General features: G+C 62.5%; 13 protein-coding genes. 2 read left to right on the plus strand and 11 right to left on the minus strand.

Annotated features, from left to right (window positions below):
• Nucleotides 1–2: 2 nt before the first annotated feature.
• On the minus strand, nucleotides 3–731 hold the full coding sequence (locus D1223_RS09445) for an alpha/beta fold hydrolase (protein WP_119376198.1): 729 nt from the start codon (nucleotides 729–731) through the stop codon (nucleotides 3–5).
• A gap of 140 nt (nucleotides 732–871) precedes the next feature.
• Between D1223_RS09445 and D1223_RS09450 the strand changes: the two genes are divergently transcribed.
• Together D1223_RS09450 and D1223_RS09455 are read left to right on the plus strand one after the other, a co-directional pair.
• The gene (locus D1223_RS09450) at nucleotides 872–1,870 is read left to right on the plus strand and encodes an NAD(P)H-dependent flavin oxidoreductase (RefSeq protein ID WP_119376199.1); all 999 of its coding nucleotides are present in this window, start codon (nucleotides 872–874) and stop codon (nucleotides 1,868–1,870) included.
• A 34-nt stretch (nucleotides 1,871–1,904) separates the two neighbouring features.
• Nucleotides 1,905–2,357, plus strand: coding sequence for a hypothetical protein (locus tag D1223_RS09455; protein WP_147372758.1), 453 nt, complete (start codon nucleotides 1,905–1,907; stop codon nucleotides 2,355–2,357).
• A 7-nt stretch (nucleotides 2,358–2,364) separates the two neighbouring features.
• Here D1223_RS09455 and rnhA read toward each other — a convergent pair whose 3' ends face one another.
• From rnhA to radC, 10 genes are all read right to left on the minus strand, one after another.
• The gene (gene rnhA, locus D1223_RS09460; protein WP_119376201.1) at nucleotides 2,365–2,811 is read right to left on the minus strand and encodes a ribonuclease HI; all 447 of its coding nucleotides are present in this window, start codon (nucleotides 2,809–2,811) and stop codon (nucleotides 2,365–2,367) included.
• A 51-nt stretch (nucleotides 2,812–2,862) separates the two neighbouring features.
• Nucleotides 2,863–3,453 carry a hypothetical protein gene (locus tag D1223_RS09465; RefSeq protein WP_119376202.1) on the minus strand — a complete coding sequence of 197 codons (591 nt, stop codon included), beginning with the start codon at nucleotides 3,451–3,453 and terminating at the stop codon, nucleotides 2,863–2,865.
• Nucleotides 3,454–3,543: 90 nt separating this feature from the next.
• Entirely contained in the window at nucleotides 3,544–4,515 is a 972-nt protein-coding gene (locus D1223_RS09470) for a homoserine kinase (RefSeq protein ID WP_119376203.1), read from the minus strand.
• A gap of 9 nt (nucleotides 4,516–4,524) precedes the next feature.
• Nucleotides 4,525–6,009, minus strand: a complete 1,485-nt coding sequence (locus D1223_RS09475; RefSeq protein ID WP_119376239.1) for a spinster family MFS transporter — start codon at nucleotides 6,007–6,009, stop codon at nucleotides 4,525–4,527.
• Between the two features lie 183 nt (nucleotides 6,010–6,192).
• On the minus strand, nucleotides 6,193–7,704 hold the full coding sequence (locus tag D1223_RS09480; RefSeq protein ID WP_119376204.1) for a spinster family MFS transporter: 1,512 nt from the start codon (nucleotides 7,702–7,704) through the stop codon (nucleotides 6,193–6,195).
• 139 nt (nucleotides 7,705–7,843) lie between these two features.
• Complete coding sequence (locus tag D1223_RS09485; protein WP_119376205.1) at nucleotides 7,844–8,779, minus strand: cyclase family protein; 936 nt, start codon at nucleotides 8,777–8,779, stop codon at nucleotides 7,844–7,846.
• Nucleotides 8,780–8,865: 86 nt separating this feature from the next.
• Nucleotides 8,866–9,840, minus strand: a complete 975-nt coding sequence (locus tag D1223_RS09490) for a glutathione S-transferase family protein (RefSeq protein WP_119376206.1) — start codon at nucleotides 9,838–9,840, stop codon at nucleotides 8,866–8,868.
• A gap of 163 nt (nucleotides 9,841–10,003) precedes the next feature.
• The gene (locus tag D1223_RS09495; protein ID WP_119376207.1) at nucleotides 10,004–11,215 is read right to left on the minus strand and encodes an RtcB family protein; all 1,212 of its coding nucleotides are present in this window, start codon (nucleotides 11,213–11,215) and stop codon (nucleotides 10,004–10,006) included.
• Nucleotides 11,216–11,674: 459 nt separating this feature from the next.
• Nucleotides 11,675–13,591 (minus strand): DEAD/DEAH box helicase, encoded by a 1,917-nt coding sequence (locus D1223_RS09500; protein ID WP_119376208.1) that lies wholly within the window; start codon nucleotides 13,589–13,591, stop codon nucleotides 11,675–11,677.
• A gap of 148 nt (nucleotides 13,592–13,739) precedes the next feature.
• Nucleotides 13,740–14,474 (minus strand): RadC family protein, encoded by a 735-nt coding sequence (gene radC, locus D1223_RS09505; protein ID WP_119376209.1) that lies wholly within the window; start codon nucleotides 14,472–14,474, stop codon nucleotides 13,740–13,742.
• Nucleotides 14,475–14,497 lie beyond the last annotated feature (23 nt).

Here is a 14,497-nt window from a genome sequence, read left to right on the forward strand (position 1 = left end):
GCTCAGGCCCAGTGTCCCCTGAGCTTCTCTGCCAGCTGGTCGGCCTTCTCGACGACAGACCAGTGCCCGGTATCGGCATGACGGTGCAAAGGCACGCCCAGCGCCTCAGTGAACCGTTCGGCGGTTTCAACCGGGACGAACGGGTCGTCATCACCCCAGAACACCATGCCGCGCTGTGGCAGCCGGTCCATGTCCTGTGTCCACTCTTCGGCAGCATTTCGGGCCGAGCGGTAGAGCTTCAGGATGGCTTTGCGCATTTCCGGCGTCCAATGAGAGACTTCCTCCCTGGCCAGGGCTTCCGGCATCCCGGCTTCGGTCAGGGCAGCGGCGAGGCGGTTCTTGCCGGTCATCGCCATGAACATTTCGCCCAGGACCGGCGTCTGCCAGATGCGGGCCGTCCGGTGCCATTTGTACTCCGGCTCGGGCAGGGCATTCGCAACCGCCCAGCTGCGCACCAGGTCCGGCCTCAGCCACGCCGCGCGGATGACGAGCAGGGCGCCCCAGTCATGTCCGACCAGGTCGACCTGTCCGCCTTCGGGGCGATGGGCTTCGATTTCGCTGACCAGCCAGTCAGCATAGGCTTCCTTGGTGCAGTCGAATCCCTCGGGAACGGGCGTGGAAAAGCCTGGCAGGGCGGGGCAGTGTGTCATGGCAGGATCAAGCCCGAGTGCCTCGATCAAAGGGGCCCACATGGCAGGCGTGTCAGGTACGCCGTGAACGAAGATTTTCATGTTTTTCTCCTCCCGGTCACAATAGCTTACGCTTGGATCCGTCCCGCCTCAAATACATGGCGTCGAGCTTCCCTACAGGAATGCTTGCGCATTCTGCCGCTGTCTTGGCATTGTGTCTCCAAAGAATGGAGGTACGGACAATGAAAACAGCAATCACGGAGATGTTCGGGATCGAGCATCCGATTGTTCAGGGCGGCATGCACTATGTTGGTTTTGCGGAGATGGCCGCAGCTGTGTCGAATGCCGGCGGGCTGGGGATCATCACGGCCCTCACACAGAAAACGCCGCAGGACCTCGCCAATGAGATCGCGCGCTGCAAGGACATGACTGACAAGCCGTTCGGGGTGAACATCACCTTCCTGCCATCCACCACGCCGCCCGATTATCCGGGCATCGTGAAGGCGGTCATCGAAGGCGGTGTGAAAGTGGTCGAGACGGCCGGGAACAATCCGCAAGCTGTCCTGCCGCATCTCAAGGACGCCGGCATCAAGGTGATCCACAAGTGCACGGCCGTCCGGCATGCATTGAAGGCCCAGTCCATTGGCTGCGACGCGGTTTCCGTCGATGGCTTCGAATGCGGCGGCCACCCGGGCGAGGACGATGTGCCGAACATGATCCTCCTGCCGCGCGCAGCGGACGAGCTGGAAATTCCGTTCGTTTCCTCCGGCGGTCAGGCCGATGGCCGCTCGCTTGTGGCCTCGCTCGCCATGGGCGCTTCAGGCATGAATATGGGCACTCGCTTCATTGCGACGAAGGAGGCCCCGGTCCACCAGAATGTGAAGGACGCCATCGTTGCGGCGAGCGAACTCGACACCCGCCTCGTCATGCGCCCGCTGCGCAACACGGAGCGTGTTCTGAACAATGCCGGCGTTGAGCGCCTGCTCGAGAAGGAGAAGCGGCTCGGCTCCGACATCAAGTTCGAGGACATCATCGAAGAAGTCGCTGGCGTCTATCCGAAGATCATGGTCGAGGGCGATATGGATGCGGGCGCCTGGTCCTGCGGCATGGTCGCTGGTCTCATCCATGATATCCCGACCTGCAAGGAGCTCATCGACCGCATCATGGCCGAAGCGCATGACATCATCGAGAACCGTCTTCGCGGTTTCCTTGGCACGCGCGAGTCTGTACCGGCTGAATAGGCAAAGCCTTGTCAGCAACAGGGAGCTGAAATCCATGACGTCTTATCGAACCGCCGCCTTTCTGGCGGCCGCCATATTTTTACCTGCCGCCTGTACACAGCCAGACCCGGCCGCTCAGGACATCGCGGCCTGCACGGCCATGCTGACCGGCGATGCCGATATCGAGGCCGACCTGTCCGAATACGGTTCCAGCGTCGAAGGCTATTGCGACTGCTATGCCGCAACGCTTGCTGACAAAGGCGAGACGACCCAGGCGACTGTCCGCAAGGTCGTTTCGACGATTGTCGGACTTCGCGAGGATCGAGGCCTCGGCCTTGAAGAGGCCGCCGGGATGATCGAGGAAGAGGTTGAAGGCCGCACGGAAGAGAAGACGGTTGATATCTCGATGGCCGAGTTCGAGATTGCCGGCGAGTTCGTCGACGGCGTTCGGCGTGATCTGCGCGATAATGAGGGTCAGTGTTCGGTTGTCGCCGGAGAGGCTGGCTGACCGGCCTCTAATCTGTGATCCGGGCCTCGGCGGTACCAAGGCGGGCGAGCTCATCTGCGCGCTCATTGCCTTCGTCGCCGTCGTGGCCCTTCACCCACCGCCACTCGATGTCGTGGCGCTTGCAGGCCTCGTCCAGTTCCTGCCATAGGTCCTTGTTCTTGACCGGCTTTTTCGAAGCGGTCTTCCAGCCATTGCGTTTCCAGCCGTGGATCCACTTGGTGAGGCCGTCCTTCACATAGACAGAATCCGTATGCAGGCGCACCTTTGAGGGCTTCTTCAGCGCGTTCAGCGCTTCGATGGCCGCCATGAGTTCCATGCGGTTATTCGTGGTCTCGGACTCTCCGCCATAGAGTTCCTTGCGGTGATCGCCCCACAACAGAACGGCGCCCCAGCCGCCCGGTCCGGGATTGCCGCTGCACGCGCCATCAGTCCAGATTTCAATCAGTTTCGACATGGGACGCATCGCTTGCCCCGTTTGCGCCGGGCGTCAAGCCGTCGCATTCGCCTAGAACACATCCGCAGCAGGCAGGCTCAGCTGTTGTTTCGGCCGGACGATGGCGAGGAAAAGCGAGGCGCATAGCAGGCCCGCGGCACAGCCGATGGCAAGCCCGGTCAGCAAGGCGCCCAGGAAGGCGCCCTGATTTTCCGCCGCGACGCCGAATATGCCTGTCGGCGCTCCAACCAGCAACGCGCCCCAGATGGCGCCCCAGCGGTAGTAGGGCGCATGTCGGAGAATGCCGCGGCGGGGAAACAGTCCGATCGAGAAGAACAGCATTACCCAGGTTACCGGGATGACGATGTAGAACACGACCCAGTTGAAACCGGCCATCATCACGGCCATGAAGGCGCCGCTCATGAAGTTGCTGCGTTCGCCGAATTCCGCGGCGGGCATGCCGAAGGCAGATGTTGCCGAACTGAAGACGAAAGCTGTGATGGCGGCAATGAGGGCGACGGAGATACTGGCGCAGATGCCACAGAGAAAGCAGGCGAGCAGCACCCGCCGGATCTTCGGCTTCTCATCGGTCAGCGCATAATCCCGGTCAGAAACGGGATCGCCCGACCCTATTGCGGCGCCATTCGGTCCGAACTCGGCCATTGCGTCCCTCCAAGGCGGCCAGCATGCCACGCGGCCTGAAGCATGGAAACGTCACAATCGGGCATGCCGAAGGCTTGCGCGTGGCAAGTTTCAGGCGCCGTATCCGTAATCTGACGCTGATACAGCCTTGCGGTGGAAGGCGAGCCGGGCCGAATAGTCGAGCGGATTCTTGGGGCGGACAAGCGCGTCGGGCGGGGTGTCTGTCCAGTCGACGAGGCGGGTCATGAAGAAGCGCAGGGCCGCCCCGCGGCAGAGCGTCGGCAGGACGTCGCGCTCGGATGGTTCGAGCGGACGGACCGACTCATAACCGGCAAGCAGGGCCGCGCCCTTGGAGAAGTTGTACTCACTGCCATCCTCGAAGGCCCAGGCATTCAGGCAGACAGCGATGTCATAGGCCAGCGCGTCCGTGCAGGCGAAGTAGAAGTCGATAACACCGGAGAATTCGTCGCCGATGAAGAAGGCATTGTCCGGAAAGAGATCGGCGTGGATTGTCCCGCGCGGCAGGTCCGGGCTCTGGGCGCGGGCCTTGGCGGTGGCGTCCAGATCGCTTTCGATCAGGGCGGACAGCCCGGGCTGAAGGTCTTCGGCTGTTGCGCTTCTGCCTTTCCAGAGAACAGGCCAGCTTGCCGGGCCGAGCGTGTTGCGCCGCTCCATGGTGAAGTCCTGAAGGGCCTGGTGCATGCGGGCGAGGTTCTCGCCCAGCGCCCGGCACTGAGCGGTATTGGGGCGGTTGGGCGAAAGGCCATCCAGGAAGGACACGATGACAGCCGGGCGCCCTTCAAGTTCGCGCAGGACCACACCGTCCTTGCCCTCGATGGGTTCAGGACAGGGAAAGTCTTTCTTTGCCAGGTGCTGTTTGACCGCCATGAAATAGGGCAGGTCCTTCGGGTCTGCCCGGCGCTCGAACAGGGTCAGGATGAACCGCCCCTTGTCGGTCTCGAGATAGTAGTTCGAGTTTTCGACGCCTTCTGCAATACCCTTGAAGGACACAGCCTTCCCAAGCGAATAATCGCTCAGGAAGGCTGCGAGTTTGTCGTCACTGACGCTGGTATAGACTGCCATGCCTCTCCGCTAGCTGGACTTGATCGTCAAGTCACGCAGCAAGGTCTTGCCGGCGAGAAGATAATGGATGGCAGCCCAGGCATAGAGCGAACAGAAGGCAATGATCGACCAGCGCAGGCCTTCACTGTTTGCGTTCGCGCAGGCGGCGGCCGCTTCGGCCGACAGTTCCGTGGTCACCTTGCAGGCTTCAAGTGTCAGGCCGAGGTCGTTTCCGGCGAGGAACATGCCCTTCAGCGCGGTCGACAGGAAGCCGATCAGCGGCGGCCCGAGCCCGTAGCCCAGAAGGTTCACGATGAACAGGGTGATGGCCACCGAGGTCGCCCGCATGCGGCTGTCCACGACCCCGCCAACAATGGCGTACATCGGACCGAGATAGAAATAGTGTAGCGCGGCGGCGGCCATCAGCGGCGGCAGCGCAAGCCAGACGGTCGGGGCCAGGAAACCGACCGCATAGAGCGGTACCGACAGGCCCATCCCCAGCGCCGGCATCCATGACAGCGCCGTTGGATACCGCTTCGCCATCTTGTCCGCCAGGAAGCCCGACATGAAGACGCCGAGCGCTGCCATCAGGCCAATGATCACGCCGAACAGGACAGCGGCTGTCTGAAGATCCAGTCCGTGCGTGCGCACGAGGAAGGAGGTTGTGAACTGGGCAACGCCGTAGCCAACAAAAGAGGCGACCGTCGCGCCCGCCACGATGTGCCAGAAGGTCGTCTTCTTCGAAAGGACCTTGAAGGCTTCGCCCATGCTGGCCCGTTCAAGCTGCTGCAACTCCGGCGGGTCGCTGTAGCCACGCGGGGGTTCCTTGATTGTCATCTTGACGATGAAAGCGAGCAGGATGCCTGGAATGCCGACGAGTATGAAGGCGACACGCCAGCCTTCGACATTCTGCCAGTCGGCCAGGCCAAGCGCCCAATTCCAGCCCCAGGCTTCGAACATCGCGGCCAGCGACGGACCGTCGAGATTGCCGACGATGAAACCGGCGAATACAGCCGCGAACATGCCGCCCAGCGGGACGCCGAGGGCGTATATCGACACGGCTGTCGCCCGGCTGGATGGCGCGAAATAGTCAGCGATCAGAGACTGGGCAGGCGGTGTGCAGCCGGCCTCGCCGACACTCACGCCGACCCGGAACAGGAACAGGACCATGAATGACACTGCGACACCGCAGAGCGCGGTCATCAGGCTCCAGACAAAAACAGAGATCGCAATGATCCAGACCCTGTGAAAGCGTTCGGCCAACCGTGCGATCGGAATGCCTAGCATGGTATAAAGGATCGCGAACGCCGGTCCGCCGAGCAGGCCCATCTGCCAGTCTTCAACCTGGAAGCTCTGCTTGATTGGCTCTGTAAGGATGTTGATGATCGAGCGGTCGATAAAATTGAAGATATAGACCAGCAGGAGCGAGCCGAGCACGAAGCCCCGGTATCCCTTGCTTCCAAAGCCCGTATTAATGTCGCTCACTGTATCGGCAGTCGTGTCGACTGTCGCCATCTCGGCCTCCCGTCTCATTGTGTGGGTCGCTTGTCCGCCGCGACTTTTCAGCAGTTTCAACAAGGAAAGCAGATCGGGATTGCCGAGGCCAGACTTTCCGTAGGGCACAGGTGAAAAAACTTCACCTGTGAAGAAAAGGCCTGGCCACCAGAGCAGGTGGCCAGGCCCGTTTCAAGGTTTTGGCTAGACGCTCATGCCGGCAGCCGGGACGTCGCCGCGATAGCGGTCGCGCCCGAAGGACACGGCAGCCATGAAGTACGAGGCGGCTGCGAGAATCATGAACAGCACGGTGGCCGCCATGGAGTAGCGCAGCCCGTTTGCATAGGCGCGGCAGAGTTCGGGACCCGTCTCGCCGAGCGAGGTGGGATCCGTGCTGCAAAGGCGGGGATTGAAGTCCGCAGCCATGCTCGACAGGCCAGCATTGTTGATCTCCATGCCCATGAAGAAATCACTCATCGCGCCGACGAAGAGCGGCCCGATGCCATTACCGATCAGGCTGACGATGAGCAGCAGGACGGAGATAGTGGTTGCCCGCGATTTGGGGCTCACAATGGCTGTGCCGACCGTGTACTGCGCGCCGAGATAGGCATAGTGGGCGATGGCTGCCACGATCCAGAGCATGAACGCCAGTGACAGGGTCGGCGCAAAGAAAGCGGCGATATAAAAGGGGACGGAAACCAGAAGCCCCACACCGGGCAGCCAGGCAGCCACGCGCGGAAACCGGCCTTCGAGCCTTTCTGACAGGAACCCGCCGAGGAAGGTCCCGCCAGCCGCGACAGCCGCCAGCGGCGCACCGTAGAGCACCGCCGCATCGCGAACGCCGATACCGTGGACCCGCTGCAGGAAGGGCGCCTGGAAGTTGATCAGGCCATACCCGACGAAGGCAACCAAAGCGGCACCAAGGGAAAGCCACCAGAAGGTCGGCTTCTTCCCGAACTCCCGGAAGGCATCGAAGAAGCCGGCCTTGGTCTGGCTGTCCAGCGAAGGCGGGTCGGAATAGCCGCGCGGCGGCTCCTTGATTGTCAGCAGGATGATCAGCGCAATCACGACGCCGGGCAGGCCCACAACGACGAAAGCGATTCGCCAGCCGCCGACCGTCGACCAGTCAATACCGGGGAAAAGGCCGCCGAGGCCGATCGTTCCCAGCCAGGCACCGAAGTCTTCGCCCTGAATGCCGGCAATCAGGCCGCCGAAGAGCTGCGCCAGGACGCCGCCAATCGTGACCCCCATGGAGTAGATGCCCAGTGCGCCGGCCCGGCTTCGCGGCGGGTAATAGTCGGTTATGAGGGAGTTGGCGGGCGGAGTGCAGCCGGCCTCACCGACAGCGACACCGACGCGGAAGATCAGGAGCCAGATAAAGCCGCTCGCGATTCCGCACAGCGCCGTCATGACGGACCAGATGATGATGCAGAGCGTGATGATGATGACGCGGTTCGCCCTGTCGGCCCACATCGCAATGGGAATGCCCATCAGCGCGTAGAACAGGGCAAAGGGCGGTCCGGACAGCAGGCCCCACTGGGTATCGTTCAGCTGAAACTCGTTGATGATCGGCTGCGCAACGACCGAGATGAGCGTGCGGTCGATGAAGTTCAGCGTGTAGACCAGCATCAGGGAAAGCAGAACATAGGTGCGGTAGCCCTTGGTCCCGAAGCCGGTGATGTGGCCCTGATGCTGTTCGGCCGTCGTATCAGTCATGTCGCAGTTCCCTCCGTGCCGCCACTCTGCGGGGCAGCTTGTATTGTTCTACTTCTTGACGCTCGCTGATGCGCTGGCAAGTCTCTGCGCCCATAGGGTGAATGGCGCCAGCGCATCCTGCTCATGTTGCATGGACCGGCTAGCGGATGGCCACCGGATTGATGATCGCCTGCACCGTGCCATTGAGACGCGGCACACCCAGCGAGAAGAAGAATTCGCTCACGCCGTCGCCTGCGAGCTCTTCCGTGACCATGCTCTCGAGGATGTAGACGCCATGCTTGGCCAGCAGCGTCTGGTGGACCTCGAAGGGACGGGCAGGGTTTTCAAACGGAATGGCCTCGAGGGCGACCGTGTCAGCGCCCACCGCGACCACGCCAAGACCGGCAAGATAATCCGCACCTTGCACGCCGAGCCCCGGATGGGTGGCCATGAGTTCGGTTGATCCTTCATGGGCTTCCATTGCGCCGGTGTGGAAGAGGACAACGTCGCCCTTGCCGATCTCCACGCCGGCGAGCTTCGCGGCGTCCTCGATTTCGGCCTGGTTGAAGGCGGTTCCATCCGGCACCGGATCGGCATTGAAGACTTTGGTCATGTCGAGCAGGACGCCGCGCGTCGCGATGGGCGGAATGTCCTGCGTGCCGAGTTGGGTCAGGCCGGCCGGCGTCACGAAATCCGAAACGTGCAGGCCATTATAATAGTAGTGATCGATGCCCATGTGGCCGAGGCCGTCGATCTGGCTCCCTATCCCGACGAAAGTCTGCACAAGGTCATCATTGCCGACAGCCTTGTTCTCACCCAGCGGCGTGCCAGACCCGTCCGAGGGCTGCATGACATAGACATCGTAGCGGCGCGGCGGATAGGCGGGTGTCTCCCGGCTGGTGATTACGCCGAGCGCATAGGTCTTGCCCTCTGTGATAAGCTGGGCTGCCTCAGCCGTCTTTTCCGGGCTGAGATTGGCGACCGCGCCGAGGCGGTCATCCGGGCCATACTTTGAAGGATACCAGGTGTCGGCCTCCTGAGCGCCCACTGAGCACGCCATAAGGGCCGCCGCTCCTGCAGAAGCGATCCACTTCATGATTGATTCCTCCCGTCCTCGTTTTGGGAGGAAGGTGATGCCTCACTGATTCTGAGTCCAGTGTTTTCCTTGCGGGACCCTGGTGCCTAGCTGCGACCGTGCGGTGCGTCCCAGTCGAGGTCGGGCCCGGCTGGCACGATGCGCGTCGGGTTCACCATGTCGTGGCTCTCATAGTAGTGCCGCTTGGCATGATCGGCATTGACGGTCTCGCGGATGCCCGGCCACTGGTACAGGTCACGGGCATAGGGCCAGAGGTGGGTGTAGTCGGCGAGGCGGCGGATATTGCACTTGAAGTGGCCGTGATAGACCATGTCGAAGCGATAGAGTGTCGTCCAGAGGCGCCAGTCGGCCTCTGTCGGCGTGTCCCCGTTGAGGAAGCGCGAGCGCGACAGGCGCGCATCGAGCCAGTCCAGCGATTCGAACAGGGGGTAGACGGCTTCCTCGTAGGCGGCTTGCGATGTCGCAAAACCGGACTTGTAAACCCCATTATTTACAGTGTGATAGACGCGTTCATTGATCTCATCGATCTCGCTGCGTTTGTCTTCCGGGTAGTAGTCGCCCGGCGCTGCACCGATTCCGTCAAAGGCCGTATTGAGCATCCGGATAATGTCCGCCGACTCATTGGATACGATGGTGCCCGTCTTCTTGTCCCAGAGTGTCGGTACGGTGACCCGGCCGGTATAGTGCGGGTCGGCCTTCAGGTAGATCTCGTACATGAACTTCGAGCCGAACAGCTTGTCCCCAACAAGGCCGTCGGGATCTTTTTCGAACGTCCAGCCATTCTCACCCATGAACCAGTGGACGACGGAGACATCGATCATGTCTTCCAGCCCTTTCAGCGTCCTGAAGATCAGGGCCCGGTGGGCCCATGGGCAGGCATAGGAAATATAGAGGTGGTATCGGCCCGGCTCGGCCTTGAAGCCGCTGTCACCGGTCGGGCCGGCGGCGCCATCGGGCGTGATCCAGTTGCGGAACTGGCTTTCGGACCGCACGAACTTTCCGCCGGTCTTGCCGGTGTCGTACCATTTGTCCTGCCAGATGCCATTATTCAGAAGGCCCATGCCGATGCTCCAATCGTGTCTCTGTCGATACAGCAACTAAGGCCGCGCGCGCCTCGTTCCAGCCATGGCTGGAGATAAGGCCTATTCGAGGTCTGCATGGCTCAGAAAAAAGGGCGACCCGCCGGGCCGCCCTTCTCGTTTCCGGATCCTCTGTCTCATCAGGTCAGCCTTTGACACAGACGACCTGGCGCAGCGTGTGGACGACGTCCACCAGCGAGGACTGCGCTGCCATTACGGCGTCGATGTCCTTGTAGGCCATCGGCGTTTCGTCGACGACACCGCCATCCTTGCGGCATTCGACACCATCGGTCGCGGCGATGTGGTCATCCACGGTGAAGCGCTTGCGTGCTTCGGTCCGTGACATGGCCCGGCCAGCCCCGTGCGAACAGGAGCAGAAGGAGTCCGCATGGCCCTTGCCACGCACGATGAAGGATTTTGCCCCCATCGAGCCCGGAATGATGCCAAGCTCTCCCTCGCCGGCGCGTACGGCGCCCTTGCGGGTCACCCAGACGTCGGCGCCGAAATGGTGTTCCTTCTCCACATAGTTGTGGTGGCAGTTCACCGCGTGCTTGTCCGTCGTGAAGCTCGGGAACGTCTCCCGCAGCGCCATCAGGACGCGGGCCATCATCACCTCGCGATTGAGGCGGGCATAGTCCTGCGCCCAGCCAACGGCCTCGACATAGTCGTCGAACAGCGGCTCACCTTCGACGAAGAAGGCGAGGTCACGGTCCGGCACGTGGTAGCCGAGGACGCGGGTTTCCAGCGCGCGGCGGGCCTCTTCGATGAAGTAGGTCCCGATCCGGTTACCGGTCCCGCGCGATCCCGAGTGCAGCATCACCCACACATCACCGGCTTCGTCGAGGCACAGCTCGATGAAGTGGTTCCCGCCGCCCAGCGTGCCGAGCTGCGTGGTGTAGGTGGCGGACTTGATCTTGCCATGCCGCTCGCGAATGCGGTCGAAACGGTCCATCAGGCCGGAGTGCTTGAGCTTCGTCTCGGCCATGGCCGGGACGTGCTTGTGGCTTCCACCCTTGCCATTGCCGACCGGGATCGCCCGTTCGATGGCCCGGCGGACCGGCTTCAGCGTGTCGGGCAGGTGATCTGCCTTCAGGCTGGTCCGGATCGCCATCATGCCGCACCCGATGTCCACGCCGACGGCGGCCGGGATAATGGCCCCCTTCGTCGGGATCACCGAGCCCACGGTCGCGCCGCGCCCGAAGTGCACGTCCGGCATCACCGCCAGCTGGGAATGGACGAAGGGTAGCCCCGCCACATTCTCCAGCTGATTGCGGGCGGCCGGCTCGACCGGAACGCCCTTGACCCAGGCCTTGATCGTCCCGCCGCGCGCGGTCTCGATCACTTCAAAATCACTCATTTGTCTTGCTCGTCAGACGAGCCCTCCTTTGCTTTGGGTGTGAAGTGTGTCGCCAGAGATCATGCAAGTCATGATCTCGTTCGTTGCTTGAAACGCTCCACTGGAGCGTCTCATCGCTGGCGCGACCGCACCTCACCCCTCCACGCGGCAACCTGAATGGCAGAGAAAGAAAAACCCTCCAGGCTGAAGCGCGTGGAGGGTGCGTATAAACCGGGGCTTCCCGGCTGGGCTGACAGTCAGCCCGTCATCCAACATCCTCCATGGGCATAAGTTCGCGACCCTGTGGCAGGGCGGCGGGATATGCCTTCAGATTGACCGTGCGATCTCTCATCGCTCGCTCCTGATGTTGAATGAGGCGGGGCAAGTGACAGATTGCCGCATCCCGGTCAACCGGAAGCGGGAAACAAATCGACCATCAGGCTCCGCTGTGACCTGGAGGGCACAGCGTCCAGTCGGCCCTCAGGATTTTGGGCGCTTGGTTTTCGGCCGCTTGGGCGGGCTCATGCCAGAGGGACCAGGGCGATGCTGGTGCTTCTTTGGCTTTGACCGCTTCGCTTTGTCCCGGGGCTGGCTTTCAAGTTCTGAAGGCGGCGTGGGGCGGGGCTTTCGCGGCTTTTCTTCCGGCGACCAGTCGCCCCGGTGCGGTTTGGGCTTCTTCTTCTTCTTTTTCGTCGTGTCGGCAGATGCTGCGGGCGCCGCGTTTTGCCCGGAATAGGCGGCCCGGCCTGGCGGTTCGTCGCCCTCGCGCCATGCGGTGATCGATTTCTCAAGCCGGCCATCGGCGCCGATCGTGGCAAAGAATGGCTCGACACTGTCGGGTTTCAGCTCGACGCGGCTATGGGACTCCTCGATGCGGATGGCCCCGATCTGAGTGCGGTCTAGCCCTCCGGACTTGCAGAGCATCGGCAACAGCCAGCGCGGCTCGGCTCCTGATTTGCGCCCGACAGACAGGTTGATCCACACGCCATCCTCGAAATCGTCACGGGACTCCCTCGGCGCACGCTGTTCGCGCGGCTTGCGGCGGGCATCGCGATCTCCGTCTCTGGCTGGACCGCGATCCTCCGGCACGGGCATCAGGTCTTCCGGCGCTGACCGCTTCGCGCGGTGGAGTGCGACGAAGGCGGCGGCAACCTGTTCGGCGCCGTGAATGTCGATCAGGGCCTTAGCCATCTCGCTGTCGGCGGCAGAGACCGGTTCGCTGAGTGAAGGGTGGTTCAACAGGCGCTCGTCGTCGCGGCGCTGGATATCCTCAGCGCCCGGCGCCTCTGTCCAGCTTGCCTCGACCTTTGCATCGCCGAGCAGACGTTCGATCCGGCGGCGCGCCTTGAAAGGCACGATGAGCACGCTGATCCCCTTGCGCCCGGCCCGGCCCGTGCGGCCGCTGCGATGAAGCAGGCTTTCCTGGTTTGTCGGCAGGTCGGCGTGGATGACGAGATCAAGGTCCGGCAGGTCGAGCCCGCGCGCGGCGACATCGGTCGCCACGCAGACATTCGCTCGGCCATCACGCAGGGCCTGCAGGGCATGGGTGCGTTCGGTCTGGCTGAGTTCGCCCGAGAGCGCCACGACACTGAGGCCACGATTGTGGAAGCGCGCCAGAAGATGGTTCACATTCGCGCGGGTCTTGCAGAAGACGAGTGCATTCTTCGCTTCATGGAAGCGCAGCACATTGATGATCGCATTCTCGGTATCGGGCGGCGCCACGACATGCGCGCGATACTCGATATCCGCATGGTGGCTCGCTTCCGAGATCGTGTTGACGCGGACCGCGTCACGCTGGAAGTTTGCCGCGAGCCTGGCGATCGGCTTCGACACAGTGGCCGAGAAGAGCAGGGTACGCCGTCCTTCGGGGGCTGCTTTCAGGATGGTTTCGAGTTCTTCGCGGAAGCCGAGGTTCAACATCTCGTCGGCCTCGTCGAGCACGACCACACGAATTGCGTCGAGCACCAGGCCGCCGCGATTGATATGATCGACGAGCCGCCCCGGTGTCCCGACAACGATATGCGCCCCGCGCGCAAGGGCCCGGCGCTCGTCGCGCGGATCCATGCCTCCGACACAGGAGGCGACCGAGGCGCCGGCCTCAGCGTACAGCCACTGAAGTTCGCGGTGCACCTGAACGGCAAGCTCACGGGTTGGCGCGACGACGAGCGCCAGCGGGTGGCCGGCATGGCCAAGGCGGTCTCCACCAGCCAGCAGCGAGGATGCGGCTGCGATCCCGAAGGCAACTGTCTTGCCAGAGCCCGTCTGAGCGGAAACAAGAAGGTCCTGTCCCTCAATCTGCGGGTCGAGCATGGCAGCCTGGACAGGCGTGAGGCTGTCATAGCCACGGGCGGCAAGAGCCTGGCCCAGGGCGGGGGCAATGGCGGGATGGTCGGTCATTAAAAGGCTTCCGGATCGTTTTGGCCGCTCATAAACGGCGGCCTGACAGCGTTGGCGAGGATGACTGCCTCAAACCTGTCGATGCCGTTGCCTTAATGATGTTTCCTGCGCTTGGCCATCTTCGCCGTCACCTGCGACTGAGGATGGCTCAGATCAGCCCTTGGGCACGGAAGCTCAGCACACCGGAGCGCGCGGCTATCAGATGGTCATGCACCGTGATCTCGAACGCATCGAGCGCGTCAATCACCTCGCGTGTCATGTCGATGTCGGCGCGAGAGGGGGTCGGGTCACCGGATGGATGGTTGTGGACCAGGATCAGGCTGGACGCCTGAAGTTCCAGTGCGCGCCGGGCAATCTCACGCGGATAGACTGGCGCATGGTCGACCGTGCCATGGCCCATGGTTTCATCCGCGATCAGCTGGTTTTTACGGTCGAGGAATAGAACGCGGAACTGCTCGCGGCCCTCATGCTGCAGCTCGCGTTTCACATAGTCCTGAAGGGCGGTCCAGCTTGAGATAGCCGGCCGGGATTTCAGTGTTTCACGGCTCGCCCGGGCACCAATCTCTGCGGTGGCTTTGAGATAGGCGGCGACCGTTTCGCCCACGCCGGCCACTTTGGTCAGATCAGCCGGGCGGGCGGCGAGCACTCCGCTGAGCGAACCGAACCGTGCCAGCAGCGCCTTGGCAACCGGCTTCACGTCCCGACGCGGAATGAAGGCGAAGAGCAGGGTCTCGAGAAGCTCGTAATCTTCGAGCGCATTGGCGCCGCGTTCCACCAGCCTTGTACGAAGGCGGTCGCGATGGCCTTGCCAATGGGGCTTAGGGGCCGAGATCGCCTGAGGCGCATCCAGGCCCAGCAAGGGCGCTTCTTCCACCTGCCTCATCCATACCTCCCAACCAATGCGTG

The organism is Henriciella mobilis (assembly GCF_003576285.1).
Lineage (GTDB): Bacteria > Pseudomonadota > Alphaproteobacteria > Caulobacterales > Hyphomonadaceae > Henriciella > Henriciella mobilis.

Coding starts and splice junctions, on each gene's coding strand:
- D1223_RS09470 (WP_119376203.1), bottom strand. CDS start 4,515: ATGGCAGTCTATACCAGCGTCAGTGACGACAAACTCGCAGCCTTCCTG.
- D1223_RS09455 (WP_147372758.1), top strand. CDS start 1,905: ATGACGTCTTATCGAACCGCCGCCTTTCTGGCGGCCGCCATATTTTTA.
- D1223_RS09445 (WP_119376198.1), bottom strand. CDS start 731: ATGAAAATCTTCGTTCACGGCGTACCTGACACGCCTGCCATGTGGGCC.
- rnhA (WP_119376201.1), bottom strand. CDS start 2,811: ATGTCGAAACTGATTGAAATCTGGACTGATGGCGCGTGCAGCGGCAAT.
- radC (WP_119376209.1), bottom strand. CDS start 14,474: ATGAGGCAGGTGGAAGAAGCGCCCTTGCTGGGCCTGGATGCGCCTCAG.
- D1223_RS09465 (WP_119376202.1), bottom strand. CDS start 3,453: ATGGCCGAGTTCGGACCGAATGGCGCCGCAATAGGGTCGGGCGATCCC.
- D1223_RS09450 (WP_119376199.1), top strand. CDS start 872: ATGAAAACAGCAATCACGGAGATGTTCGGGATCGAGCATCCGATTGTT.
- D1223_RS09475 (WP_119376239.1), bottom strand. CDS start 6,009: ATGGCGACAGTCGACACGACTGCCGATACAGTGAGCGACATTAATACG.
- D1223_RS09490 (WP_119376206.1), bottom strand. CDS start 9,840: ATGGGCCTTCTGAATAATGGCATCTGGCAGGACAAATGGTACGACACC.
- D1223_RS09485 (WP_119376205.1), bottom strand. CDS start 8,779: ATGAAGTGGATCGCTTCTGCAGGAGCGGCGGCCCTTATGGCGTGCTCA.
- D1223_RS09480 (WP_119376204.1), bottom strand. CDS start 7,704: ATGACTGATACGACGGCCGAACAGCATCAGGGCCACATCACCGGCTTC.
- D1223_RS09500 (WP_119376208.1), bottom strand. CDS start 13,591: ATGACCGACCATCCCGCCATTGCCCCCGCCCTGGGCCAGGCTCTTGCC.
- D1223_RS09495 (WP_119376207.1), bottom strand. CDS start 11,215: ATGAGTGATTTTGAAGTGATCGAGACCGCGCGCGGCGGGACGATCAAG.